Source organism: Streptomyces sp. NPDC050988, from assembly GCF_044456225.1.
GTDB lineage: Bacteria > Actinomycetota > Actinomycetes > Streptomycetales > Streptomycetaceae > Streptomyces.
The window spans coordinates 1-23,951 of record NZ_JBITFQ010000008.1 but is presented as its reverse complement, the minus strand read 5'-3'; the positions used below and the strand labels follow the sequence as shown (position 1 = coordinate 23,951).

The 23,951-nt window shown below is 69.2% G+C and carries 23 protein-coding genes; 9 read left to right on the top strand and 14 right to left on the bottom strand.

Going from position 1 to position 23,951, the window contains the following annotated elements:
• Nucleotides 1-710 precede the first annotated feature (710 nt).
• Nucleotides 711-1,640, bottom strand: coding sequence for a hypothetical protein (locus tag ACIBEI_RS19420; protein ID WP_398890328.1), 930 nt, complete (start codon nucleotides 1,638-1,640; stop codon nucleotides 711-713).
• 89 nt (nucleotides 1,641-1,729) lie between these two features.
• A complete protein-coding gene (locus ACIBEI_RS19415) occupies nucleotides 1,730-2,362 on the bottom strand; it encodes an RNA polymerase sigma factor (protein ID WP_398890326.1) in 633 nt (210 codons plus the stop codon).
• 746 nt (nucleotides 2,363-3,108) lie between these two features.
• On the opposite strand from ACIBEI_RS19415, the gene ACIBEI_RS19410 reads away from it, so the two are divergent.
• The gene (locus ACIBEI_RS19410) at nucleotides 3,109-3,603 is read left to right on the top strand and encodes a DUF1877 family protein (RefSeq protein WP_398890324.1); all 495 of its coding nucleotides are present in this window, start codon (nucleotides 3,109-3,111) and stop codon (nucleotides 3,601-3,603) included.
• 210 nt (nucleotides 3,604-3,813) lie between these two features.
• Entirely contained in the window at nucleotides 3,814-4,338 is a 525-nt protein-coding gene (locus ACIBEI_RS19405; protein WP_398890322.1) for a GNAT family N-acetyltransferase, read from the top strand.
• A 375-nt stretch (nucleotides 4,339-4,713) separates the two neighbouring features.
• Here the strand turns inward: ACIBEI_RS19405 and ACIBEI_RS19400 are convergent, their stop codons facing one another.
• Complete coding sequence (locus ACIBEI_RS19400; RefSeq protein WP_398890320.1) at nucleotides 4,714-5,115, bottom strand: CHAT domain-containing protein; 402 nt, start codon at nucleotides 5,113-5,115, stop codon at nucleotides 4,714-4,716.
• Between ACIBEI_RS19400 and ACIBEI_RS19395 the strand changes: the two genes are divergently transcribed.
• The 3 genes from ACIBEI_RS19395 to ACIBEI_RS19385 all read left to right on the top strand — a co-directional run bounded on the left by ACIBEI_RS19395 (nucleotide 5,056) and on the right by ACIBEI_RS19385 (nucleotide 6,786).
• Nucleotides 5,056-5,745: a hypothetical protein gene (locus ACIBEI_RS19395; protein WP_398890865.1), complete on the top strand. Its 690-nt coding sequence runs from the start codon at nucleotides 5,056-5,058 to the stop codon at nucleotides 5,743-5,745. The two genes, ACIBEI_RS19400 and ACIBEI_RS19395, sit on opposite strands and share 60 nt — an antisense overlap.
• Nucleotides 5,746-6,109: 364 nt before the next feature.
• Nucleotides 6,110-6,391, top strand: coding sequence for a hypothetical protein (locus ACIBEI_RS19390; protein ID WP_398890318.1), 282 nt, complete (start codon nucleotides 6,110-6,112; stop codon nucleotides 6,389-6,391).
• On the top strand, nucleotides 6,388-6,786 hold the full coding sequence (locus ACIBEI_RS19385; protein WP_398890316.1) for a PIN domain-containing protein: 399 nt from the start codon (nucleotides 6,388-6,390) through the stop codon (nucleotides 6,784-6,786). The genes ACIBEI_RS19390 and ACIBEI_RS19385 overlap by 4 nt, the downstream gene beginning before the upstream one ends.
• Nucleotides 6,787-7,163: 377 nt before the next feature.
• Here ACIBEI_RS19385 and ACIBEI_RS19380 read toward each other — a convergent pair whose 3' ends face one another.
• The 3 genes from ACIBEI_RS19380 to ACIBEI_RS19370 form a co-directional block, all read right to left on the bottom strand.
• The gene (locus ACIBEI_RS19380) at nucleotides 7,164-9,056 is read right to left on the bottom strand and encodes an ATP-binding protein (protein ID WP_398890314.1); all 1,893 of its coding nucleotides are present in this window, start codon (nucleotides 9,054-9,056) and stop codon (nucleotides 7,164-7,166) included.
• Between the two features lie 123 nt (nucleotides 9,057-9,179).
• Nucleotides 9,180-9,419, bottom strand: coding sequence for a hypothetical protein (locus ACIBEI_RS19375; RefSeq protein ID WP_398890312.1), 240 nt, complete (start codon nucleotides 9,417-9,419; stop codon nucleotides 9,180-9,182).
• Between the two features lie 794 nt (nucleotides 9,420-10,213).
• Nucleotides 10,214-11,746 (bottom strand): FAD-dependent oxidoreductase, encoded by a 1,533-nt coding sequence (locus ACIBEI_RS19370; RefSeq protein WP_398890310.1) that lies wholly within the window; start codon nucleotides 11,744-11,746, stop codon nucleotides 10,214-10,216.
• A gap of 175 nt (nucleotides 11,747-11,921) precedes the next feature.
• Between ACIBEI_RS19370 and ACIBEI_RS19365 the strand changes: the two genes are divergently transcribed.
• Nucleotides 11,922-12,398, top strand: a complete 477-nt coding sequence (locus tag ACIBEI_RS19365) for an SRPBCC family protein (RefSeq protein ID WP_398890308.1) — start codon at nucleotides 11,922-11,924, stop codon at nucleotides 12,396-12,398.
• 474 nt (nucleotides 12,399-12,872) lie between these two features.
• On the opposite strand, the gene ACIBEI_RS19360 is transcribed toward ACIBEI_RS19365, so the two are convergent.
• The 3 genes from ACIBEI_RS19360 to ACIBEI_RS19350 form a co-directional block, all read right to left on the bottom strand.
• Nucleotides 12,873-13,745 (bottom strand): SDR family oxidoreductase, encoded by an 873-nt coding sequence (locus ACIBEI_RS19360; protein ID WP_398890306.1) that lies wholly within the window; start codon nucleotides 13,743-13,745, stop codon nucleotides 12,873-12,875.
• 705 nt (nucleotides 13,746-14,450) lie between these two features.
• Nucleotides 14,451-15,143, bottom strand: coding sequence for a DUF6766 family protein (locus ACIBEI_RS19355; protein WP_398890303.1), 693 nt, complete (start codon nucleotides 15,141-15,143; stop codon nucleotides 14,451-14,453).
• Between the two features lie 83 nt (nucleotides 15,144-15,226).
• A complete protein-coding gene (locus ACIBEI_RS19350; protein ID WP_398890301.1) occupies nucleotides 15,227-15,637 on the bottom strand; it encodes a hypothetical protein in 411 nt (136 codons plus the stop codon).
• A 141-nt stretch (nucleotides 15,638-15,778) separates the two neighbouring features.
• On the opposite strand from ACIBEI_RS19350, the gene ACIBEI_RS19345 reads away from it, so the two are divergent.
• Nucleotides 15,779-16,933, top strand: coding sequence for an aromatic acid exporter family protein (locus ACIBEI_RS19345; RefSeq protein ID WP_398890299.1), 1,155 nt, complete (start codon nucleotides 15,779-15,781; stop codon nucleotides 16,931-16,933).
• Between the two features lie 209 nt (nucleotides 16,934-17,142).
• Here the strand turns inward: ACIBEI_RS19345 and ACIBEI_RS19340 are convergent, their stop codons facing one another.
• From ACIBEI_RS19340 to ACIBEI_RS19320, 5 genes are all read right to left on the bottom strand, one after another.
• The gene (locus tag ACIBEI_RS19340; protein ID WP_398890298.1) at nucleotides 17,143-18,966 is read right to left on the bottom strand and encodes a thiamine pyrophosphate-requiring protein; all 1,824 of its coding nucleotides are present in this window, start codon (nucleotides 18,964-18,966) and stop codon (nucleotides 17,143-17,145) included.
• 87 nt (nucleotides 18,967-19,053) lie between these two features.
• Nucleotides 19,054-20,142 (bottom strand): iron-containing redox enzyme family protein, encoded by a 1,089-nt coding sequence (locus tag ACIBEI_RS19335; protein ID WP_398890296.1) that lies wholly within the window; start codon nucleotides 20,140-20,142, stop codon nucleotides 19,054-19,056.
• Nucleotides 20,139-20,465, bottom strand: coding sequence for a CDGSH iron-sulfur domain-containing protein (locus tag ACIBEI_RS19330; protein WP_398890294.1), 327 nt, complete (start codon nucleotides 20,463-20,465; stop codon nucleotides 20,139-20,141). Before ACIBEI_RS19330 ends, ACIBEI_RS19335 begins: the two co-directional genes overlap by 4 nt.
• A complete protein-coding gene (locus ACIBEI_RS19325; RefSeq protein ID WP_398890292.1) occupies nucleotides 20,449-21,126 on the bottom strand; it encodes a HemK2/MTQ2 family protein methyltransferase in 678 nt (225 codons plus the stop codon). Before ACIBEI_RS19325 ends, ACIBEI_RS19330 begins: the two co-directional genes overlap by 17 nt.
• An 11-nt stretch (nucleotides 21,127-21,137) precedes the next feature.
• Nucleotides 21,138-21,740: a flavodoxin family protein gene (locus ACIBEI_RS19320; protein WP_398890290.1), complete on the bottom strand. Its 603-nt coding sequence runs from the start codon at nucleotides 21,738-21,740 to the stop codon at nucleotides 21,138-21,140.
• A gap of 963 nt (nucleotides 21,741-22,703) precedes the next feature.
• On the opposite strand from ACIBEI_RS19320, the gene ACIBEI_RS19315 reads away from it, so the two are divergent.
• Together ACIBEI_RS19315 and ACIBEI_RS19310 are read left to right on the top strand one after the other, a co-directional pair.
• Nucleotides 22,704-23,066, top strand: coding sequence for a type II toxin-antitoxin system RelE/ParE family toxin (locus ACIBEI_RS19315; RefSeq protein WP_398890288.1), 363 nt, complete (start codon nucleotides 22,704-22,706; stop codon nucleotides 23,064-23,066).
• A 9-nt stretch (nucleotides 23,067-23,075) separates the two neighbouring features.
• Nucleotides 23,076-23,426, top strand: a complete 351-nt coding sequence (locus ACIBEI_RS19310; RefSeq protein WP_398890286.1) for a helix-turn-helix domain-containing protein — start codon at nucleotides 23,076-23,078, stop codon at nucleotides 23,424-23,426.
• Nucleotides 23,427-23,951: the final 525 nt, after the last annotated feature.

Genomic DNA, 23,951 nt, shown 5'->3' with positions numbered 1-23,951 from the left:
GAGCGTGCGCGGGCAGGCCAGGAAGCCGCCGCTGTGCCGGAAGCAGCCACCAGTGATCCGGACGATCAACGTTCTGGCGCGAATCCGGCACCCGACGATTGATCACTTTCCTTTCAACTTCAGCGTGTTGAAGTGAGCTTGGCCCCAAGTGGCCTACTAGGGAGCCGTGGCGGCCGCCCTCAGCGGAGGAGCCCTCAGCAATGCAAAAGCCCCAGGCCGCTGATCTGGGCCTTCGACAACAGCGGGTGACCAGAATCGAACTCGCGCTCTCGGCTTGGGAAGCGGCGGCGCTTGTGCGGCTGCTCGGCTGCTGACCTCCGTGGATTCGTCGTGCGGCGTCGTTGCCCGAGCGGTGACCGGACCGCTGTGCACCGGACTCCGACCACGACCACGACCACAGCATGAGACGGCCGCCGCTTGCCGGGTGGCTGTCTCTCGGGTGGCTCCGGGGAACACGGCGGTCCGCCTCGCGCTGTGACCGCCACAGGGCGACCGCCTCCGAGATCCGCTGCCCGGTCTCCAGCTCGACGAAGTCGGACCGGCCGCCCTGACCGCACTCGTCGGCGGCGCGGACGAGGCCGCCCGACCTGGGGGAAGGCGCCCTTTCCTTGGTGCGCGGCCACCGCACGATTTCCGCCGGTTCACCCTTGGCGCAACGCCTTCTCGCGCCCCCGAACGGCGAGTGGCCCGGCCGCCGATGGGCGCAGTGGTTACTCGCCCTTCCCGCCGCTTGCCTTGCCGTTGCCGGTCCCGGCCCCGGCCGCGGACCCGTTTTCCGCGCCGTCGGCGTCGGCGTCGTTGCCGGGATTCCCGTTGCCCGACGTGCCGGTGTTCCCCGCCGTACCCGTACCCGTACCCGTACCCGTACCCGTGCCGGCGTCCGCGGCGCCCGCGCCGGGTTTGCCCGTGTCGCCGGACCTGCCCGGAGCGGCTGTCGCCCGCGCCAGCCGCTCGGCGCAGTACGCGGCGACCTTGCCCTCGCCGCCCGCCGCCGCGACGAGTTGCTGCCAGGCCGTCGAGTCGAGCGCCTTGCCGCGGTCCTTGACGTGCTCGTAGGCGCGGCAGTGGGCCTCGGTGTCCTGGGCGGCGGCCGGGCCGTCCGTCGGTCGGACCCCGCCGGAGGAGGCCGACGAGGTCTCACCGCTCGGCCGGGCCGGGGCGGACACCGAGGGGTGCGGGGTCTTCCGGTCGGCACCGGCGCCGTCCGTGGACGAGCCGGCCGAACCGATGGCCGCGACCGCGACACCGCCCAGGGCGAGGCTGGCGAACACGGCGGCGAACGTTGTCTTCACAGGGCGCCCGGTCCGCCGCTCCGCGGGCAGCCGCCAGTCGTCCCGGCGCCGGGTACGCGCCCGGTGCACGTCCGTGCCACGGGTGGCCCGGAAGGCGGCCACGGCCCGCTGCTCGGCCTCGGGGGCGAGATCGGCTCCGCGCAGGACGGTGGCCAGCGCCGTCTCCAGCACGGTGTCGTCGCACATGTCCCGCACGTCACGCACGTCCCGCAGGTCCTGTACATCCCGCACGTCCCGCAGGTCCTGTACATCCCGCATGTCCCGTACGTCCCATGGGGCGGGCGCGGCGTCGTCAGGGTGCACACATCGACGGCCCGGCACTCCGTCGCCGCTCAGCCGTTCACCCATGTCCGCTTCCGTTCCTGTCCGACATGTTCGATCCACCTGGCGTTCCGGGCCCTGTCGCCCGGCCGCCGGCCCACTGTCGCGGGCGTCGTTCACTTCGACTCCCCCAGCGTCCGGGACGCCTCATCCGTCACACGGTCCGCCGCCTGGCCCCCGACGCCCAGCTCCTGGGCGAGGCGTTTCAGACCTCGGTGGGCGGCGGTGCGCACCGCTCCCGGGCGCTTGCCGAGGACGCGCGCGGCGGCGGTACCGTCCAGGCCGACAACGACTCGCAGGAGCACGGCCTCGGCCTGGTCCTTCGGCAGCCCGCGGACCAGTTCCAGGGCCCGCTCGGTGGAGAGGGTCTCCAGTGCCTCGTCATGCGTGCTGTGCGGGCCGGCCAGGTTCAGTACGTCCTGCTCGGTCCCTCCCGACCGGGGCCGCACGCGCTGGCGGCGCAGATGGTCCAGCGCCCGGTGCCGGGCGATGGTCGCCGTCCAGCCGCGGAAACCGGCCCCGTCCCCCTTGAACCGTGTGAGGTCACGGGCGATCTCCAGCCAGGCGTCGGACGCCACGTCCTCCGCGTCCTCGCCGACGAATCCGCGCAGATAGCCGAGCAGGCCCGGCTGCACGATCCGGTACGCGACCGCGAAGGCGGTCTCGTCCCCGTCCTGGGCCCGCGCGACCGCCGCGCCCAATTCCCCGTCGTACGTCTGTACGCGGCGGGATTGCCGTGCCTGGCCCAAGACTGTCCTCGTTCGCACCTGGTTCAAAGCGAGTCCGTTCCGTCCGACGAGCCCCGTTGGCATCGACGGCCCCATTGGGACCAGCGCGCGTTCCCACGGAAGTGTCACAACGCATCAGGCGTCCCTCACGTGGTCGTCGGAGCTCCTGTCGCGTGGCCGGCGAAGCCGCGAGGCCCGTCGCCGGCTCCAAGGAAACGGCGACGTAAGGACGTTGAGCCGATCCGTACGCCGGGCCGGACGGCGTTACGGCTCAGCGAAGCCCGGCGAATCCGGTGTTCGGACACCTGCTCGCAATCCGTGCCGTCCCAGCCGGGTGACATATCGCACCGGCCGTGCGCTGTGTGAGTACCGAGTCCGCACCGGACGGCCCGCCGGTGATCGGTGATCCCCAGGCCGGACGTCACGGCGGTGCCACGACCACTCCCGGAACTCTCTCCGCGCCGCTCTCGACTCCCCCCGGAGGCGACATGGAGAGGGACGCGGGCGGCCGGACCCCGACCGCTGCATGGGGTCCGGCCGCCCCACACGCCGTTCGGACCCACGGCGGACGATCACCTCACCCGCGTATGTTCAGGGAAGCCGCGCAGCGCGATCGACAGATGATCCGTCACCTGGTTCTCCGGGGTTCCGACGACTGGCGCAGAGCCGTCTCCCACCTTGCCGTACGACGGCCGGTGGGGGGCTTCCGGAACGCGGCGTGCGCCGGGTGGAGTGATGCTCCGGCGTCCCCGTGCGCTCCATCTGTGATGAGCCTCTACTTTCATTTGCGAGCGGTGCCGCCCCCGGCACTGCGCAACAGCGCGACCTGGCTGGAGCGGCTGTTCGGGGACGCCTCGGACACCGTCCGGCACCGCGTCGACCGGCACCGCGAGGATGTGCTGGACAAGCGATATCTGGACCAGGAACTCCTCTACGCCGGCGATCCCCCGCACCGCGCGGAGCATCGCCCCCAGGCCCAGGTGGTGCTCGGCGGTCGGCCGGTGTTCCACCCCGATCGGTACAAGCCGCCGTTCCTGGTGCTGACGGCGGGCCAGGCGCAACGGGTGGCCAGATTCCTGACGGTGACCGACTTCGACGCGCTGTGGGTCTTCGCCCGCGACGAACTGCTGCCGCGCTACGGCGGCGTCACCGCGGAGCCCGACACACGAGGCATTTTCGCGGCGGCGCACCGAGAGCTGACGGAGTTCTACACGCAGACGGCCGCGCGCGGAGACGCGGTGGTGAAGTGGCTGCCGACCTGAAGCACGCGGCACACGGACTCCTCCCCGGGAAGCCTTGGCGCTTGGGCGGGGACCAGAGGGAGGTGGCCGGGCCGACGGTCGGCGCTTCCTCCCGAACCTGCTCCGGGCCCGGTCTCGGCACCGCCGAAACCGATTGAGCGTGCGATCCCGACCGTGGTACCAATTCGTGATTCGTAGGGTGATCACAAGGCGCACGAGGGGTCGGTGAGCATGGCGCTCGGAGAACTGGTGAAACTGCGGGCGATGGGTCCCGCGGACGCCGACGCACTGTGGCGCTGGAACCACGACCCCGAGGTCATGCGGTGGATGGACGACACGTATGCCCAGCCGGTGGAACGCGTCCGCAAGGGGCTGGAGGAGCGCCCCCGCAACACCTATGGCGACTTGCTCCTTGGCATCGAGGCACTGGCCGACCGCCAGCTCATAGGCCTGGTCATGCTGCACGACGCGAACCCGGAGAAGGGCATCGCCAAGCTCGACATCTACCTGGGCGAGAAGGCGTATTGGGGCCGCGGATACGCCACCGACGCGGTGCGGACGATCTGCCGCTACGGCTTCGATGACATGCGCCTCCACAAGGTGACGCTGACCGTGGTCACCGAGAACCATGCCGCGCGCAAGGTCTACGAGAAGGTCGGCTTCGTTGAGGAGGGCCGTCTTCGTCAGGTCTTCCGCCGCGACGGCAAGTGGTACGACATGTTCACGATGGGGCTGCTGGCGGGCGAACTCTGCTGAGCCCCGGTTCAGAAGTGGATCAGGACCTGCCATGACCCACACGCGGGGCGCGGAGATGTGACGGACGAGCAGTGGGCCGGACCGGAGCGGTTGTTGCGCGCAGGGCCTGATCGCCTGGGACGTGAGCGCGGACTCCACAGTCGCGCGTGCCCACCAGAACGCGGCCGCGGCCCGCACAAGGGGGACCTCCGGCCCGTGCTGGAGCGAATCCGAGTCCCGCGCACGGGCTCCGGGCGCCCTCGACGGGGGGCGACCTGAAGCGCTGCTGTCCCGTCCGCGTGCCTAGGCCGAGAGCTTGTCGGGGTCGTCGGGCGCGGTGCTGTCCTACACGGCCGCGAGGACGTTGGCGAGGGCGGACATGTGCAACGTCAGGGGTCATGGGCCGGTGTGATAGTGGGCGGCCCACCGGCTCGGTAGGTGGGCCTCCGCGTCCCGCATCTGCCGCACAGCATGGTGCAGGGCGGTGGGGATGCCGGCGGCAGGCGGTATTGCCTGGCGTGCCAAGCTCTTGTAGAACGCGTCGGCGATGGTCGAAGCCGCCCGGTCCGGAACGTTCCAGCGGGTCGCGATCACATGCCGGAAACCCGCGAGACGGTGACCGCCTTCGCGGCGGTCACGTTCGGGTAGTCGCAGATCAGTTTCGCCGGCCTCGGAAGCCAGGGGCAGGCTCGGCTGTCCGGGGCCGGGGTTCCGCCCTCGCTGCGAAGTGCGGTTCCGGTGGTGTTCGTTGTCGGCGCGATCCTGCTCGTCACCGCGGGGGCGATGCTGCTCGCTCAAGCGGTTGCGGTCCCCGTCGAACTCGCCTGTTGCGGCGCATGGCCCGGCTGGGCCCGACCGCTCGCACGTCGGTTGACGGAACGCCGAAGCAGGCGCTGGTCCCAGGCGCACGAGCGGGTGCGCGCGGTCACACCGGCGGAAGGGGAGCACCGCCCCTCGCGTGACGAACTCGTCGCGGCCCGCAACGCCATCTGCCTCGTACCACCTGGCTGCCCGACCTGGACGGGAGATCGTCTGCGGGCCGCCGAAGTCCGGGTCAGGAACGAGTACGGCCTGGACCTCTCCTCGTGCTGGCCCCGGCTCTGGCTGGTCGTGCCGGACACGGTGCAGGAGGCGGTCAGAACCGGGCGGGACGGTTTCTCGGCCGCCATGCTGACCGGAGCCTGGGCCGTGCTGTATCTGGCGCTCGCTCCGCTCTGGTGGCCGGCTGCGGCGTTCGCGGCGGTGCTCTGTGTGGTGTCCTGGTGGCGAGCCCGTACGTCAGCAACCGCTCTCGCCGATCTCGCCGAAGCCGTGGTCGACGTGCACGCGATCGATCTGGCAGTCGCACTGAGGGTGAAGACACCGCATGATCGGGTGACCCCTGATATCGGCCATCTCATTACCGAACGGCTCCGCAAGGGCACCTGAGCGGAATGCCGGATCCACCGGGGGCGCTGAGCGCCGCAGCCGCCGCCCGGAGGCCGGCTTCGGTCATGGGTGAACTGCCTTGGTGGGTCCGAGAAAGCCGCGCTGATCTATCAGCACTCCGACGACGACCGACAGCAGGAAGTCGCTGCCGTGCCAGATGAAGACACCGTTGACGATCAACGCTCTGGCGCGAATCCGGCACGCGACAACTGATCACCACGGACAGCTGGAGCTTGCGAGTGGTCGCGTGGGTCGGATCGCACCGCTGTTCACCATGGTTTTCCGCGCTTACGGGCATGTGGAAGGCACGGATTCTCACAAGACTCGCCACCCGCTATGCTATATTTAATGGCACACTAGATGTGTGACTGATGACGACGTTGACTTCCCGCCCGGCGATGGCCCCACCAGTGGTATCTCCGTCACTCTGACCGCCGGAACTCTCCACGCGATCCGCGAACGAGTCGGCAAACGAGGCGTCTCGGCCTACCTGGAGAAGGCGGCCCAGCGACAGATCGAGCGGGATAATCTGGACGAGCTGATCGCGGACTTCGACAAGGTGCACGGCCCCGCCGACCCCGAGGCCGTGGCAGCCAAGCGTGCCCGGCTGGCCGGAGGCGCCTCGAACGCTGGGGCGGCCGCGTGAGCGGTGCCCTGGTCCTGGACAGCGAGGGCCTGGCCAAGGCCGTACAGCGGGATCGGGAAATCCATGAGTGGCTGACGGCGGCTCGCGACGCGGACCTGCCAGTGATCACCTCAGCCGCCGTGCTGGTCGAGGTGATCCACCCGAAGATCAACGACGCCGCACTGAAGTGGACCCTGTCCCGCCTGAGTATCGAGCCGGTGACCCAGACCGTTGCGCAATCCGCTGCCGCTTTGCTGCGTGCGGCGGGGCTGCACGGCCACAAGTACGCCATCGACGCCATGCTGTGCGCGACCGCCCTGCAGCATCCCGGCCGGGTGACGATCCTGACCTCGGACGTGGAAGACATCGGGCTTCTCACTGCCGAGCATCCGCGCCTGAGCGCGGAGAAGGTCTGAGCCGAGGCGCCTTGCAGAGGCGGCGCTCGCTGTGGGCGGTCCATGAAGTGGTGCGCCCTACTTGCCGACGTGAAGCAGGCCCTTCGTGAAGAAGAGCCAGCCGCTGACCCCGGTGATCAGTGCTCCGAGCGGAGTCGCAGTACGGCGACATTCGCTCTCACCGAAGCGCCGGCCGGTGCGGCTTACCTTTACGTCGGCTCCTGGCAGGAGGCGCGCGTCCGAGGGCCCCAGCCGAGATGCAGCCCAGCGGTGCGACTGACGGCAGTTGAGGTCTCGCGGTGGATGCCCGGATGCGCTCGTCCCGCAGGGCCCCGGATTCGGGGTCCAGAGCCGCTTCGAGTGCGCAGCTGCCGACGTGAAGTCGGGCATGGCGCCGGTTACATAGTGTCCACACCCTGCGGCTCAAGCGCGTATCGCATCGGGGTGGCCGCGGAAAGGGGATTGGCACTGCCCGATGGCTGTCCGTTCCCATTGAGGGTCATGTTCCTTGGCAGCATGACCAGCGTGGCGATGCCGGCCCGCTCGCTGGTGGGGCGTAACCGGACAAGGACGCCGTGTCGGCCGGACAACTGCCCGACCACGAACAGGCCCATGCCCCGCGCGATCGAGGTGTCGAAGACCGGAGGGCACGCCAGCCTTTCGTTGATATCGGCGTAGTCCTCGGAGATGAGGCCGATGCCCCTGCTGTGGATCTCGATCGACACGAGGCCGTCGGGCATACGTGATGCGGTGACACGGACGTTGTCCTGCGGAGGGGAGAAGGTCGTGGCGTTCTCCAAGAGCTCGGCGAGCAGGTGTACGAGGTCGGTAACAGCACGACCGCGCACCTTGGTCTTCGGAATGTCTGAAAACTTAATGCGCTGGTAGTCCCCTACTTCACAGCGGGCGGCGAGCAAGACCTCGATCAGTGGGACCGGCTGGTCCCGATAGCGGTTGGGCTCCTCGCCCGCAAGGGTCAGCAGGGTTTCAGTGTGGCGGCGCGCACGGGTCGCGAGGCGGCCGAGTTCATCGAGGTCTGTCAGACGCTGCGAGCCGGCCTCATCGTTCTTGAGGTCGTCGAGTAGGGCCAGCTGGCCTGCGATCAGCGCCTGGGTACGCCGCGCGAAGGCAGTGAAGATTGCTGTGATACGGGCCCGCAGCAGGGCCTGCTCGACGGCCATGCGGTGGACTTGGTCGAAAGCTCTGGCAATATCGCCGATCTCGTCACGAGTGTCGATCGGCATGTGCGCGAACCAGGTGTCCACGTCGGCCGGGTCAGACCTGGACAGGCGGCCGATCAGTATCGGCAAACGATGTTCGGCGATGTCCGTCGCCACCTCCCGCAACCGGCGCAGTGCCGCGGACCTCGGCACCATCGATGGCCTGATCTTCGTGACCCTGGTCGAGGCTTCCGCAATGATCTTTTTTGCCGTCGCCTCCGCTTCTTCGCGATGGGCGGCAGCCTCCTGGGCTGCCTGCCTACGCACCTGCTCGGCTTCCCTCCGGATCCGCTCGAGATCCACGAGGTGCTGCTCGGCCGAGTTGGCCGCTCTCACCGAGCGCGAGCGCTCTTCGGCGGCCTGCCACTCCAGCTCCTCCCGTTCCGCCAGGTCTTCGGCCGTCGCGAGCTCTGCCTCCAGTTCGGCACAGCGCTTTTGCGCGGAGTCACGTTCGCGAATCGCCCTCTGCAGCGCGCTCTCCAAGCCCTGGATTTTCATACGCAGTTGCTCGCGCTGCTCCTCCAGATTGTCCCTCTGGCGACGGTACAACTCCAGTTCATTGCCACAGCGCTGCCGTTCCTCGAAACGCGCCGCTTCAATCTGCTGAATCTGGGATTCCAGCGCGCGCAACTGGCTTTTCTGGCCGGAAACTTCGGCCCGAAGGTCGTTGATCTGCAGGTCGGCCTGCTCTCTTTGCAGGATCGCGTCTTCCAAGCGATCACTGGCCATCTGCTCGTGGTACTTCGCGGGCCGGTCGGCCAGTAGCGCCTCACGGTGGAGCCGGTAGAGGTGCCCCTGCACATCAGAGGTGACTTCCTGCCCGAGAGCACTGCAGGCAGATTTCAGCAGGGCATCGAGGAGATACTTTTCCGGAAGGCGTTCGCCCGAGAGGTACCGAGAGGCAGTAGAGGCGCTCATGTGATGGGAGGCGGAAAAAGCGCGCAGAGATCTTCCTGAAGCTTTGAGGAGTCGTCGCATGGCGAGAGCCAGGTCGCGAACCTCCGGAGACAGCGATTCCGGCAAATGCTTGAAATCTTTGAGGTCGCCGGTCTCATCTAAAGGATTACTCACCGATCCTTACCCTTTCCGTAGCAATTTTAGATACGTTGGATTTCACTTATGGAATACCCTCTCGTGCGCGGTCCGCTGTTCCTGTTCAGGCGGCCGCCTGCCCGTCGGCTGTATGTGCGAATGTCAGTCGATGAGACCATTGAAGAAGGGCACGGCAGCAGATAGCCCTGTCATGCCGCATAGGACCGCTTCTGGGGGCTCCGCTCCTGCGAACGTGGTCAGGATGCCTGTCCCGATGCCGCAAAGGACAGCGAGGAGAAGGATGAGGGCCGATCTGGTAGTCAGCAATGCGCGGTCCACGACCAACCCCTTTGGCTTCAGCGCGACACTGTTGTTGATGTTCGTATCCTGCTGCTTCGACAAGCCTGCAGTACTCGTGGGGTGTTGCGGGATGGGGAACAGTGCCGTTCCCGCAAACGGGAACGGCTTTTGGCGCCGCGAATCGGCGCTCCCGGATGAATGGAACCGACTGCCGGCGGCCTCGCGTCCTCTCAGAACTGGGGTCTCGCTGCTGCCTTTGGGCGAGGTGAACGGCCGTGGGCAGGCGAAATCCAGCACCGCGCGCGGGAAGTACGAGTGCTATGAGCGTTCCCCGCTCCTGGTGGCCGAGCTGGAACCGTGGCGACGTGTGTACTCGGCAGGGAGGCTGCCCTCAGCGCGGCCGACGACCTGCGGCGCTGGATGAGCCGGAGGCCGTGTCGCTACGCCGGAGATCACGAAGGACCACCTGGGCGCGGCCCAGTCCGTTCGCGTCCGCCAACGCGCGCTGGACCTCGCCCTTGCAGACGTGTTGACCGTGGTTGACCTGCCGTACGGGCACGCCATGGGCACGCCGCCCTGTCGGTGTCGTCGGGAGCCCCTCTCGATGAGTGAGGAGTTGCCCAGCCCTGGGAACGAGCGCTGGGTGGAGGAGAACCCTTGCCGGAGCACACAGGGGAGGGCTGAGCGGAGGCCGGACAACTCCAGGGCGGAGATGGGCCTCGCCCGGGCGGCGTCGGGAGGACGGGGCTTCGCGGATCCACTTCGTCATCGCGGAGCGTCCTTGGTGCGGCTGGGGCACTGACGGCGGCACCTGCGTCCCGTGCCCGTTGGCCCGGGTCACTCCCGGCCGCCGTGCTCGGCGGTGTGGCAGGAGCGGTGGGTTGCTCGAGCCGCACCTATTCCGGGATGTCGCGCTTCTCCAAAGGGTGTACTGCGGGACCTTGAAGGATCTCTCCGTCCGGGGCGAAGCGTGATCCGTGGCACGGGCACTCCCATGCCTGCTCCGCGCGGTTGAAGGACACGATGCAGCCGAGGTGGGTGCAGCGGGCCGAGACTGCCTGTACGTGGCCGTTCTCGTCCCGGTGGACGGCGTACTGCCGTCCGCCCAGGCGTACTACGGCGCCGTCGCCCGGGGGGATGTCGTCCGGTGCGGGGCCCGTCACGGGCGAAAGCCGGTCGCCGACGAAGTGCCGGGCCACGTGAGCCTGGTGCTTCAGGAACGACGTTCCCTCGCGGACGACGGAGGCGAGGCGGCGCGGATCGTAGAGGCCGTCCCACGCGACCTCGCGGCCGTTGATCAGGTCGCTGAGCAGGCCTCCCGCCATGATGCCGCCGCTCATGCCCCAGCCGCCGAACCCGGTGGCCACGTAGGTGTGCCGGCTGCCGGGACGGAGCGGGCCGACCAGAGGTACGGAGTCGGTGGAGTCGTTGTCCTGCGTGGCCCAGCGGTGGGTGAACGTGAGCCCGGCGAAGTGGTCGTCGGCCCAGGCGGACAGCCGGGCGAAGCGCTTCTCGACGTCCGTGGTGCCGGGGACGAAGTGTTCCCCGGTGACGATCAGCAGGCGTTTGCCGTCACGGTACGGCGCGGTGCGCACGGAGCGCGTGGCCTGCTCCGGTGTGATGTACATGCCGTGCGGAGCGCGGTCCTCGTCGATGGTGGCGGCGACGACGAGTTCACGGCGCGGGCTGAGGCGGGTGAAGAGGAGGGCCCGGTCGAAGACGGGGTAGTGCGTGGCGATCACGACCTTGTCGGCGCGGATCGACACACCGGTGTCCGTCCGCAGGACGCAGGGCTCACCCTCGGTGAGGCCGACGACGCGTGTTCCCTCGTACACCGTGCCACCCCGTCGGTGCAGGTCGTCGGTGAGCGCCAGGAGGTACTTGCGGGGGTGGAACTGGGCCTGTCCGCTGACCCGGACCGCGCCGGCGACGGCGAAGGGAAGGTCGGTCTCGGTGACGAACTCTGCCGGAAGCCCCGCCTCACGCGCCGCTTGGGCCTCCGCCCGCAGCCTTCCGACGCGCCGCGGATCCTCGGCAAAGGTGAAGGCCGCCGCCTCCTCCCACTCGCAGTCGATGCCCAGCTCGTCGACGATCTCGCGGGCACGGCCGATCGCCGCGGTCTGTGAGAGCGCGTACAGTCGCGCTCCCTCGGGGCCCCGGGTGCGGCGCAGGTGGTCGTAGACCAGGGTGTGCAGGGCGGTCAGCTTGGCCGTGGTGTGGCCGGTGACCCCGGCGGCGACGCGGTCGGCTTCCAGTACCGCCACCTCGCGTCCCTGCCGGACCAGCTCCCAGGCCGTGCTGAGCCCGGCGATGCCGCCGCCGACCACGGCGACGTCGACGGTGAGATCACCGGACGGCGGGGGCGCGGGGGCGCCGGGCGGTGCGGTCTCCAGCCAGTAGGACCCCTGGATGTCTCTCTCAGCGTTCATGGCGGCCGAGTGCCCTTCGTGACGAGTGATACGCGCCGGTATGCCCCTCTTCGGCCGAACGTGATCGATCCTGCGGGATCGGTCTTCGGGTGTCCGCACTCGGGTACCCGGTGTCCTGCCGGGCCTGCGGTGGGCCGCAGGCCCGGCACGAACGACCGTCAGCGAGGAGGAAACGATGAGCACGGTCAAGGAAGCAGTGGACGTCGAGGTCCCCGTCCACACCGCTTACAACCAGTGGACGCAGTTCGAGGAGTTCCCGAACTTCATGGAGGGCGTCGAGGAGGTGCGGCAGCTCGACGAGCGGCACAACCACTGGACCACCAAGATCGGCGGGGTGCGGCGCGAGTTCGACACCGAGATCGTCGACCAGCTGGCGGACGACCGGATCACCTGGCGGGTCGTCGACGGCGAGACCCGGCAACGGGGGTCGGTCAGGTTCGAGAGGCTGGACGACACCCACACCCGGGTGGAGCTCACGATGGACGTGGAGCCCACCGGCGTTGCCGAGAAGAGCGCGGACATGCTGGGCGTGATCGACCGTCGGATCAAGGGCGATCTGCACCGCTTCAAGGACTACGTCGAACAGCGCGGGGGAGAGACAGGCGCCTGGCGAGGACGCATCCGGCCCGAGAATCCCGGTTCGGCACTCTGACAACTTGGACAACTTGGAACCGCGAAACGGGTTCCCGGACGGGGGCCGGGGCACCGTCTCCGGCCTGCGTCTGGAGGGGCGCCCTGCCTGGGCGTCCCTCCGACCGAGGGCCCGGGGGCAACGAGCGACCCCGCCGCTCGATCGGCACCACGCGATTCTGGAGGCGGCCGGGCAGGTCGGTCCCTTGCTGAAGTGCTGAAGTGCTGAAGTGGCGAGGGGGCTCGTTCCGGTCTCCCCTGGAGAGCGGCAGTCTGTGCCTGCGGTTGTCTGTGCCTGCAGCTGTCTGTACCTGCGGCTGTTTATGTCCGCGGCTGTCCATGCCCATGGCCGGCGGGTCGTCTCAGTCCATGGCGCCAGCAGGGCCATGGGCGCACTCCACGACCAACCGGCCGGATGGCCTGGGCCTCCCCGGTGGTCGAGGGTGGTCGAGCGCCAGGCGACGCCAGGCGAGGAGGGCCGTCATCCTCCACCCGCTCACGGCAGCGGCGTGCCACCCGTGGCGTTGAGGATCTCCGCGGTGATGAAACTCGCTTGTGGCGAGGCGAGGAAGACGAAGGCGGGCGCCATCTCGGCGGGCTGGGCGGGCCGCCCGAGCGGTGCCTGCTTACCGAATTCGGCGGTGTCAGGGAGTGTCGCCGGGATCAGGGGTGTCCATACCGGTCCGGGTGCCACGGCGTTGACGCGGATACCGGCGGAGGACAGCATCTGCGCGAGCCCCTGGGTGAAGGTCACGATCGCGCCCTTCGTCATCGCGTAGTCGAGCAGATGCGGGCTCGGCTTGTACGCCTGCACAGACGTGGTGTTGATGATGGAGCCACCCGCCGGGATGTGCGGCAGGGCCATCTTGCAGAGCCAGAACATGCCGTACAGGTTCGTGTGCACCACCCGGTCGAACTGTTCCGTCGAGATCGCTTCGATTCCGTCCGGCTGGGACATCTGGTAGGCGGCGTTGTTGACGAGGATGTCGATCCGCCCGAACTCGTCGACGGCGCGCTCCACCAGTCGGCGGCACTGCTCCTCCTCGCGGATGTCGCAGGGCACGGCGACCGCCTTGCGGCCCGCGTCCTCGACGAGACGTGCGGTCTCGGCGGCCTCCTGGCCCTCCTCCGGCAGGTAGGTGAACAGCACGTCGGCGCCTTCGCGGGCGTAGGCGAGGGCTACGGCGCGTCCGATGCCGGAGTCGCCGCCGGTCACCACTGCCTTGCGGTCGTTCAGGAGTCCGCTGCCTTCGTAGGAGGTTTCGCCATGGTCGGGAGGCGGGTCCATCGGACCGGTCCACCCAGGATGTTCCTGGTCCTGCTGCGGGAAGTCGGGGCGGGGGTGCTTGTCAGCGGGGTTCTCGGGCACGGTGGCTCCTGCTCACTCGTGGATCAGCCGGATGCGGCGCGGCTGACGCCAGGTTTTGAGGGGTGGTGTCCAGCCCGTCGCAGCCCGCCGGGGGCGGTCGGTGGTCCTGGCCGACTCGGGTGTCCACTGGCCGGTGGGCACCTCCGTTCGGCGCGAACCTCGCGAGACGCGGTGGACCTGTTTCCTGTACTGCGTGTCGTGCGGCACGGGCAGTCTGTCGTGATTATGGAGATGTGTGCGTGTCCGCTGCGCCTCCGGGTGCCCCTGCTGGAGTGATCCACACGGATGGGCCCGGGTCCCGCTGCGGGCAGGCGAGCACGGCAGGTGAATGTGGGATCCCGCACGGATCGGCTGATGGCGGTCCGATGCCGAGAACGCCGGGGTGCCGGTGGCCCTCGCGACGACGGTGGCCTGCGATGCACCCAACCGCATGGCGGCGCTCCGTACAGGGTGCACAACCGGGTCAACGTTGGCCGCCCGGGGCCCAAGGACCTCTTCGCATGGCAGGCCAACACCTCGCCGGACCGGCGGGAGGGCGGCGATCCGCCCCGGCTGCTGTGCGTCGGCCCACGCCCCACGCCCCACGCAGGTGACCCGGCGGGTCAAGGACGACAAGCTCCTCATCCTGGCCGTGGCCTGCCATCCGCAGAACCCGCGCCGGCCACCGGCCATGGGTTCCGCATCGCGGGCAGCTTTTCTGCCTCCTCAGCCTTCCACGCCGGTGGCGCCGTGGGCGGCTCCCACCGGTTTCGACTCCGGGGATCCGCGTTGTCTCAGGTAGATCGAGAGGATGGCCATCGAGGCGACGGCCAGCAGTTCGGACTGCCAGTTCTGCAGCGTGCGGCTCCAGAAGTCCGCGGCGCCCAGGTAGTCGGCCCAGCTCAGCGGGGCCTGCAGCTGCCGTAGCCGCTGTTCGTTGTAGGCGGCCGTGCCGGTGATCGACTGGACCAGCCAGGAGAGCAGGAAGACCGTCCCCATCACCAGCAGCAGCGAGTGCGAGTACACCGCGCGTCGCCACCCACCGGCCTTGGCCCACCTCGGCGAGTTCTCCTTGGCGTGCTCGCCGACCAGCTGCGCCTCGTCGGACTCGGTGCCGGCCCTGTGCAGTTCCTTGGACTCCGGGGAACCGCGTTGCAGCAGCCAGACGGTGACGCCGATGTACAGGAAGAACTGCAGGTACTCCGATTGCCAGTTCTCCGACACGTCGACCGCGAAGTCGGACGTCGTCACGTACTCGCCGAGGGAGACCTGCTGGAGCCCGTCCACGGCCAGCTGGTTGTTGAAGTCGGCGTGTCCGGCGATCGCCTGCCCGACCAGGGTCAGCAGGAAGGCGACGGTGAAGAAGAGGCCGAGCCCGTTGTCCCGCAGGAAGCCGCGCACACCTCCGCGCCCGGTCATCGGTACATCAGCCCCAGGACCGCCAGATAGACGAGACCGACCGCGATGATCCCGACGACGACGGTGAACATGGTCCGCACGTCTCACCCGCCCTTGATCCGGCACTGGTACGGCTCCTGCGGCCGTGGTTCGCAGCCGGCGGCCACGACCTTCCAGCCGGAGGTGAAGCGGGAGAGGAACAGGGTGTCCGAGGAGAGCACCGCCCGTGCCTGGTTCCCGTAGACGTCCGTCCGCCGCACGGCACCGCCCGGCCGCAGCGACTCCTCGCTCAGCGCCTTCGCGCACGGGCCGTCGGCCGTCTGCTCCAGTTCCTCCACGGTCGCGGGCGCGAGGACGGCACACATCCGGTCGTACGCGCGTTCAGTGAGGGCTCGCTCGAACTCGGCCGCCGTGTCGCGTACGTCGTCCCGCCGTTCCGCCACCGTGCCGCACCCGCCGACGCCGCATACGGCCAGCAGGACGGAAAGCGTCACACCGTACGCTCGCCGGGTCATCGGCCCACCTCCCACGGCAGTACACCGCAGCCAATTCCACGAGGGAGGCTACCGCGCCCCGAACCTCCCCCACCCGGCCGAACCTGCGTGAAATCGCGGTCAGGGGGTGCAACTCGCCCCTGGCGTGGCACCTGCAATGGCATGGTGTGGACGCGCAGGGTGACTTGGGCCGTCGGGCGCTGGGCCGGGTCAGCCGTGGAGGCGGTGCGGCGGGCGTGGGCGGGCCCTGGCCGGGAGCGGGATCTGGCGGCTCAGGCCGCCAAGGCGGCCCTGGCCGCATGGGTGGCGTGGGCGGTGGTGGGCTGGTGGCTCGCGGCTCCGATGGCCTTCGTGGCACCGTGGGTCGCGGTCGTGCTGGTGGAGTCGACGGTGTACCGGTCCCTCGCGCACGGGCTCCAGCAGCTCGCGGCGATCGCGGTGGGTACGGTGGCGGCGACAGCGGTGGCGCTGCTGCTGGACAGCACGATGGTCGCCATGGCCCTGGTCCTTCCGGCGGTGCTGTTGCTGGAACAGTGGCAACGCCTCGGGAGGCAGGGCGTCTACGCCGCCACCGGCGCGCTTTTTGTGCTGACCGGTGGCCAGGTGACTGTCGTTTCGTCGGCCGCCCGTCTCGCGGAGGCGGTCTTCGGCGCGGTGGTCGGCGTGGCGGTCAACGGGCTGATCCGGCCTCCGGTGTATCTGCGTGATGCCCGCTGCGCGCTTCAGGACGCGGCCTGTGAGGCCCAGGAGATCCTGGACGCGGTGGCCGACGGGCTGGCGGCCGGTGAATGGGACGGGCAGGCGGCCGGGGACTGGCATGAGCGCGCACTGCGCCTGGGCCCTCTGGTCGACCAGGCTCGTTCTGCGATCGGCTGGAGCCGGGAAAGCCTGCGCGGCAATCCGTCGGGGAGCCGTGAGCGGGCTCTTGCCCCGGCCGACAAGACGTACGCCGACGCGCTGGCCGTGCTCGACCATGTCGCCGTCCACACCGCGGGGGTGACGCGGGCGGTGGAGGAGATCTCCGGCAGCGGGAAGGAGTCCCGGCCCGCCGCGGGCATCACCTGCGCCTACGCGGACTTCCTACGGCAGACGGCGCGTGCCATCCGGTTGTACGGCCTGGCCCGGTTCGCGCCGGGCGGCCGTGACGACCTCGCCGCGGAGGAACTGCGCGAGGCCGTCGGGGAGCTGCACCGCACGCTCGACATGTTCCGCCGACTGCTCCCGGGAGCCGTGCCCGACGACCCGGACGCGCTGGTGACCTACGGCACCCTGCTGGCCCAGGCGCATCGCCTGGCCGGTCAGCTCGTCCAGGCCTGACACCCTCATGACGAGGTGCGGGCCCGGCTCGACCGCGTGGCCCTGCTGGCGTTCGGCCGGTGCGATGCCGAACCCGCAGAATAGAAAGGCACCTTCGCCCTGCTCCAGGTGCCGTTCGTCGTGGCGGGGAGCCGCGCCGGCCAGGGAACGCGCTCCACGACCGGGGTGTCACGCCGGCCAGGGCACGCGCTCCACGACCGGGGTGTCGCTCACGTGTCGTCCCGCGCGCCGGGCCGGTCCGCGCGATGGCGGTGGCCGGGCAGGAACTCCTGCACCTTGGCCTTGAAGCCCTGGCGGACCATGCCCGCGCGGTCGCTGTCGCCCTTGAGGACCGAGGACACGGCGGCCTCGATCTGGTCGAGGGAGGCGTGCGGCGGGATGGGCGGCACGGCCGGATCGGTCACGAAGTCCAGTACGCAGGGCCGGTCGGCGGCCAGCGCGGCCTCCCAGGCGCCCACGACATCGCCCGGCTTCTCGACCCGGATGCCCTCCAGGCCCACCAGGCGGGCGAAGTCGGCGTAGGCGACGTCGGGAATCGACTGCGAGGGCAGGAACTGCGGGGCGCCGGACATGGCGCGCATCTCCCAGGTGACCTGGTTGAGGTCCTGGTTGTTCAGCACCGCCACGACGAGTCGCGGGTCCTCCCACTCCTGGTAGTACTTGGCGATCGTGATCAGCTCCGCCATGCCGTTCATCTGCATCGCCCCGTCGCCGACGAGCGCGATGGCCGGGCGGTCGCCGTGCGCGAACTTGGCGCCGATCGCGTACGGCACCCCGGGCCCCATGGTGGCCAGCGTGCCGGACAGCGAGCCGCGCATGGCACCGCGCAGTTTCAGGTGCCGGGCGTACCAGTTGGCGGCCGAGCCGGAGTCGGCGGACAGGATCACGTTCTGGGGCAACAGGTCGTTGAGTGCGTGGACGACGTACTCGGGGTTGACCGGGTCGGCGTCGACGGCGGCGCGCCGCTGCATGACCTCCCACCAGCGGGCGGTGTTCAACTCGGTCTGCTTGCGCCAGCTCCGGTGCCGTGACTCGTCGAGCAGCGGCAGCAGCCGGCTCAGCGTCTCGCGGGCGTCCCCGACCAGATTGACCTCGAACGGGTAGCGCAGGCCGATCATGTGCGGGTCGATGTCGATCTGCACGGCCCGGGCCTGTTCGAACTCCGGCAGGAACTGGGTGTAGGGGAAGGACGACCCGATGACGAGCAGGGTGTCGCAGCGCATCATCAGCTCGTACGACGCCCGGGTGCCCAGCAGGCCGATGGCGCCGGTGACGTACGGCAGGTCGTCGTCGAGGGCGTCCTTGCCCAGCAGCGCCTTGGCCACTCCCGCGCCGAGCCGGTCGGCGACCGCCATGACCTCCTGACGGGCCCCGCGGGCGCCCTGCCCGACCAGGATCGCGACCTTCTCGCCCGCGTTGAGCACCTCGGCGGCGCGGGCGAGATCCTCGTCGCCCGGCACCGGCGCGTACTGAGACATGCCCAGGCTGGAGGGGACCATCTTGAAGGCGTGTCCGGGCGGCGAGTAGTCCAGTTCCTGTACGTCGGCGGGGACGATCACGGCCGTCACCGAACGGCGGGCCATGGCGGTGCGCATCGCCCGGTCCAGCACGCCTGGCAGTTGCTCGGGGACGGTGACCATCTCGCAGAAGTCGGAGGCGACGTCCTTGTACAGGCTCAGCAGGTCGACCTCCTGCTGGTAGGAGCCGCCCATGGCGCTGCGGTTGGTCTGTCCGACGATCGCGACGACGGGCACGTGGTCGAGCTTGGCGTCGTACAGACCGTTGAGGAGGTGGATGGCGCCGGGCCCGGACGTGGCGGCGCACACGCCGACCCTGCCGGAGAACTTGGCGTAGCCGACGGCTTGGAAGGCCGACATCTCCTCGTGGCGGGACTGGACGAACCGGGGGTTGTCGTCGGCGCGGCCCCAGGCCGCGAGCAGACCGTTGATGCCGTCGCCGGGGTAGCCGAAGACATGCTCCACTCCCCACTCGCGCAGGCGCTCAAGGATGTGGTCGGAGACTTTCATCGACATGTTCGACGACCTTTCCGGTATCGCGTTCAGAGCCACCTCGCCTGCGCCGGGTACCCGGTCCGAGTCCAGGAGCACATTTTTCGGGGCTCAGCCCGCGTGGGAGGAAGACGGCAGACCGCGGGACGCCGGGCCGAGGGGCGGCTGTCCGCCTTCTGCCGGGATTTCTCCGCGCAGCCCTGTGGCGCCCTCGCGCCAGGCACTGAGCAGCCTGTCCGCCAGGCGGTCCTCGAGGTGGGTGGTCGCGCGGATCCCGAACACCACGTCGGCGTCCAGGTGCGGTTCGCTCTCCAGGAGCCCGCCGACGACGTCGTGCCGTACGACCTGCTCGTGCACGGCGTCCGCCGTCACGTGCTCGGTGTAGAACCGTACGGCCGCCGGTCCCGCGCCCACTCGGCGCATGGCCTCGGCGAGGCGGCGGGAGCCCGGGGAGGACGTCACCTCGACGGCGGCGAAGTGTCCGACGAGCGCCGCGCGCAGCGCCCGGTGCAGCCCGAACAGGGACATCAGGTTGACGGTGGCGAGGGCCTCGGCCGGCGCGGCGTCGACGTAGTGGCCGTACGTCGGGTCGAGCCGCAGGTCCGCCATGAGGTCGGCGAACAACTGCGCGTGGATCTCGTCGGCGCGGCCCGCTCCGAACTCGTCGAACTCCACGGCGACCATGGCCGCCTTGGCCCGCCCGTGGAGCCGGGGGATGACCCAGGCGTGCGGATCGGCTTCCTTGAGGTGGTACAGCGAACGTACGGCCGCGTAGGCACGCAGGTGGCCGAGGCTGCCTTCGTCCCGGAGGAAGTACGAGAGGCCGCTGCCGTCGTCGCCGACCGGTTCGAGCTGGAGCTCGTCCAGCGCCTGCTCGGCCCTCTCCGTGTCGTCGACCGGCACGTCCTCGCGCAGTGCGCCCAGGAAGCGGTTCTCGATGGCACCGCGGTGCGCCAGCAGGCCGCTGTCCCACTCAAGGTCGTCCGGGACGTCCTGGAAGCCCTGGTAGTGCAGCTCGTAGAGGACGTAGAGGGCGAGTTGCAGGTCGTCACCGTAGGCGGAACAGCCTTCCGGGGACGGCACCCGCCCGGGGTCCGATCCCCGCAGCAGGGCCGTCACCGCGGCGGAGAGCGGGCCGCGCGGCTCGGGCAGCGGCGGCGGTCGGAGGCGGAGCCGCTGCCGGGAGCGGGAGCCGGTCATGCGGCCCCACCGTCCTGTTCGTGGCTCGGTTCCTGTCCGGGCCTCGCGTCCTGTGCGCGGCTTCCGTGTGCGCGGTTTTTGTGCGCGGGGCTCGGTTCCGTGTCGGCGGGGGAGTCCGGGCCGGACGGTTTGCGGCGCCGGCGATGGCTGGTGTCGCACCAGGGGAGGGTGCGGCTGCGGCGGCAGGTGCAGACGGCCACGGTGAAGCGCTCCGAGACCGTCACCTCGCCGTCCTCGCCCACCACTTCGACCGGCCCCTCGATGAGCAGGGGCCCGTCGCGCTGGACGCGGACGCGGCGGGGGCGGTCAGGCGTGTTCGGCACGGATCACCACCAGCTCCTCCGTCGTCCCGCCGGCCGTCAGCCCTTGCTCGCGCAGCCAGGCGAGCCGTGAACGCAGCACACGGCCGAAGGGCAGCAGGGCCCGGTCGACGACCTCCGCGCGGAGACCGGCTTTCTCCAGGCGGGTCAGCGTCGTGTCGGTGCCGCACAGGTGCGAGTGCACGATCAGGAGCGCCCCCGTCGGCCGCAGGACCGTCGGCGCGGTGTCGCAGATGCGGTCGATCAGCAGGCGGCCGCGCCTTCCGGCGTCCCAGGCCCGGGCGGCGCCCCGGGGCGCCGCGGAGCCCGGAGCGGGCACGTAGGGCGGGTTGGTGATCACCAGATCGAAGCGGCGGCCGGGGACGGCCGTCGCCAGGTCGCCGTGGCGCACACGCAGGGTCTGTCCGTTCAGCAGGGCGTTCAGCCGGGTGGCGGCGAGCGCCCGCCAGGAGATGTCGACCGCGGTGACCCGGCCGCCGAGCCGTGCCGCCTCCACCGCGAGCAGACCGCTCCCGGTGCCCAGGTCCAGTACGTCGGTCTCCGCCGTGATCCGCTCGCGGCGCATCGCCCGCCGCAGGAGCCGGGAGTCGGTCTGAGGGGCGTACACACCCCGGGGCACCCAGCAGCGGAGGCCGGGGGCGGCGGTGAGGGCCTCGGTGGTCATCGGCGCCTTCCTCAACCACGTGCCCGCAACGGCGACACGGACAGTGCCCGCGCGACGCCGAGGAGGTTGTCGGCCATGCTGCGACCGGTGTGGTGCGCCCAGTCGCGCCCCCGCTGCTCCTCCAGGTAGTCGGGCCCGGGTCCGGGACCCAGGTGCCAGTACGTCCACGCCTGGCCGGGAATCGTGTAGCCGATGTCCGCGAGGGCCCCCGAGATCTCACTGATCACGTGGTGTGCCCCGTCCTCGTTCCCGGTGACCACCACGCCGGCCACGCGGTTGTAGGCGACGGGGCGGTCCTCGTCATCGGTCTCGGACATCATCGCGTTCATGCGCTCGAGGGCACGCTGTGCCACCGAGGACGGCCGGCCCAGCCACGTGGGCGAGGCGATGATCAGGATCTCCGATTCCAGTAGCTGCGCGTGGATCCGGGGCCACTCGTCGCCGTCGCCCGCGTCGGTGACCACGCCGGGAGCGATGTCGAGATCCACGGCCCGTACGGAGTCCACCGCCACGTCGTGCTCGGAGAGCCGCTCCGCCACCACGGCGGCCAGCGCCTCGGTGTTGGAGGGCTCGGGGGACCTCTTGAGAGTGCAGTTGACGACAAGTGCTCGCACGTTCGCTCCGGAGTCGGGGGACAAGCGGCCCGCTGCCGCGGACACGAGCCGGCAGCGCCTCACGGGTACCCCCTGGCAGCAGACGTAACGAGAGGCGGGTCACTGGCGGGCACTTCGCCTCGACTTGGGGCACGCGAAGGTCACCCGAAGGGCACGCCACCCTCAAATTGGACTAGACAACAAACAAACCCCAGGCCACTGGCCTGGGGTTTCAATATGGAGCGGGTGACGAGAATCGAACTCGCACTCTCAGCTTGGGAAGCGGCGGCGCTTGGGCCGGTACATGGCTGCTGACCTGCGCAGATTCGTCGTTCCGCTGGACTCGTGCGTGCTTGGTGGCACCGCTGTTGACCGTAGTTGTCCGCTCTGAAGGGCACGGTATGGGCACGACGCCGTGAGGTGGACGAGTGCCGTGTCTGCGCCGCCTTCTCCGTGCTCGGCGCTCGTCGACGCGTAGGCCGACTGAGAAGGGTCGTCGCGACTGCACACGGATGCCGGCCTCCCGCCTAGTTCGCAAGATCACAAAATGCCGGTTCTACGCTGCAGACTTTGATCTCCATGACGGGCAGCGTGTTGCCCAAGGCGGTGGGCGCGGTGCGATACCGCGACGCAAGATCGAGAGATTTGCCTCTTCAGGTAAAGACCTCAGGTCTCATGGTGAGGACACTGCTGCCCGAGGCGAGGAGGCGGCCCGATGGAGTGGATCACCGCAGGATGTGGCGCCGCCGTAGGACTGTTAGTGATGCGCGTGCTGCTCCGCGAGGTGCGAGAACTCCTGATGGGTGTGGCTGCCGTTGTTCGCGCCTGGCGTGAGCTTCTGAGCGTGGTGAGGGATTCAGGGCCTCCCGCCAGAAGTGCTGGCCCAGGGGGAGCCCTGTCGTTCGGGTCAGTGCCGGAACGGTCGGCTTGCCGCCGTTTAAGGAAAGCCTTAAACTTCTCGTGCTGGAGTCGAGGGGAGTCGTCTTGAGCTGGGCGATCAGCGTCACCGATGAGTACGCGGAGTGGTTCCGGCAGCTGATTAAGGAGGATCTCGGTTCTGCCTCCCAAGTTGCCCAGGCCGTTGCCGCGCTGCGTGACGCTGGTCCAACTCTGGGCCGTCCTCTTGTAGACCGGCTGAAGGGATCGGACCTGCATCACCTCAAGGAGCTGAGGCCGGGATCGGGTGGCCGGTCCGAGATTCGGATCATCTTCGCTTTTGATCCGACTCGTTCGGCCCTGCTACTCCTCGGCGGCGACAAGGCGGGAAACTGGGATCGTTGGTACCGCGACAACATTCCCCTGGCTGAACAGCTCTACCGCGACTACACCGGTGACACGGAGGACTGAGGAGTAAGCATGCCCAAGAAGGCCCCGCAGGACTGGGAGACCCTGGAGCAGGAGCTGTACTCGGCCGGTGTGTCTCCCGCTGAGGTGGAAGCTGGTTCGCGTCGTCTGCTGGCGGAAGCCCGTGGGCATCAACTCGCCGAGGCGCGCAAGCAGTACGGGTTGGCCCAGAGGGACGTGGCTGCCCGCATGGGTGTGAGCATCGCTCGCGTATCCCAGATCGAACACGGTGAGGTCGCCACTCTCGATGTCATCGCACGTTACGTCGAGGCGCTCGGCGGCAGGTTGGACCTGGTCGCCGACTTCGGCGATCACACACTGCGGATGTCGGCAAGTGGTGATCAGGGCAGCGCGGCGGCGTAGCTGCCCGAAGGTTTTGGAGTGGGCCCACACGGTGCACCGCTCGGGAGTGCTCTCACGGGAAAGGCAGTCTGAGGGTTCTCTTTATGTGATCTTGCACTGCTCGGCGTAAGAGCAGCAAGTCGGCGATATGCACCGCTATGAGAAGCAGAGGTTCGCTCGCCTCAACTGAGCACTCGTGCCCACCGCGTGCCCAATCTTCGAGTGCGTGGCGGGGCGAAAGGCGCCGGAGAGCCGGTGGCGCAGCAAAAGCCCTAGGTCACTGACCTGGGGTTTCTCTCTGGAGCGGGTGACGAGAATCGAACTCGCACTCTCAGCTTGGGAAGCGACGGCGCTCGAGCGGTGACATCGCTTCTGACCTGGGGATACGTCACTTGCGGTGCAGTTTCGAGGACTGGTTTCGCGCCGCTGTTTACCGTAGTTGTCCGGTCTTAGACGTCATCTCATTTGGATCGGTAGCCTGTCGATCGTGGTTTCGATCGTTGAGCGGCTGGTGCCGGATGAGTTGTGGGAGTTGTTCCAGCGCGT

Bases quoted from the DNA above. Each gene is read 5' to 3' on its own strand.
- ACIBEI_RS19340 (WP_398890298.1), bottom strand. From the start codon at position 18,966: ATGTCGATGAAAGTCTCCGACCACATCCTTGAGCGCCTGCGCGAGTGG.
- ACIBEI_RS19355 (WP_398890303.1), bottom strand. From the start codon at position 15,143: ATGACCGGGCGCGGAGGTGTGCGCGGCTTCCTGCGGGACAACGGGCTC.
- ACIBEI_RS19350 (WP_398890301.1), bottom strand. From the start codon at position 15,637: ATGACCCGGCGAGCGTACGGTGTGACGCTTTCCGTCCTGCTGGCCGTA.
- ACIBEI_RS19420 (WP_398890328.1), bottom strand. From the start codon at position 1,640: ATGGGTGAACGGCTGAGCGGCGACGGAGTGCCGGGCCGTCGATGTGTG.
- ACIBEI_RS19345 (WP_398890299.1), top strand. From the start codon at position 15,779: ATGGTGTGGACGCGCAGGGTGACTTGGGCCGTCGGGCGCTGGGCCGGG.
- ACIBEI_RS19410 (WP_398890324.1), top strand. From the start codon at position 3,109: ATGAGCCTCTACTTTCATTTGCGAGCGGTGCCGCCCCCGGCACTGCGC.
- ACIBEI_RS19365 (WP_398890308.1), top strand. From the start codon at position 11,922: ATGAGCACGGTCAAGGAAGCAGTGGACGTCGAGGTCCCCGTCCACACC.
- ACIBEI_RS19370 (WP_398890310.1), bottom strand. From the start codon at position 11,746: ATGAACGCTGAGAGAGACATCCAGGGGTCCTACTGGCTGGAGACCGCA.
- ACIBEI_RS19405 (WP_398890322.1), top strand. From the start codon at position 3,814: ATGGCGCTCGGAGAACTGGTGAAACTGCGGGCGATGGGTCCCGCGGAC.
- ACIBEI_RS19310 (WP_398890286.1), top strand. From the start codon at position 23,076: ATGCCCAAGAAGGCCCCGCAGGACTGGGAGACCCTGGAGCAGGAGCTG.
- ACIBEI_RS19325 (WP_398890292.1), bottom strand. From the start codon at position 21,126: ATGACCACCGAGGCCCTCACCGCCGCCCCCGGCCTCCGCTGCTGGGTG.
- ACIBEI_RS19335 (WP_398890296.1), bottom strand. From the start codon at position 20,142: ATGACCGGCTCCCGCTCCCGGCAGCGGCTCCGCCTCCGACCGCCGCCG.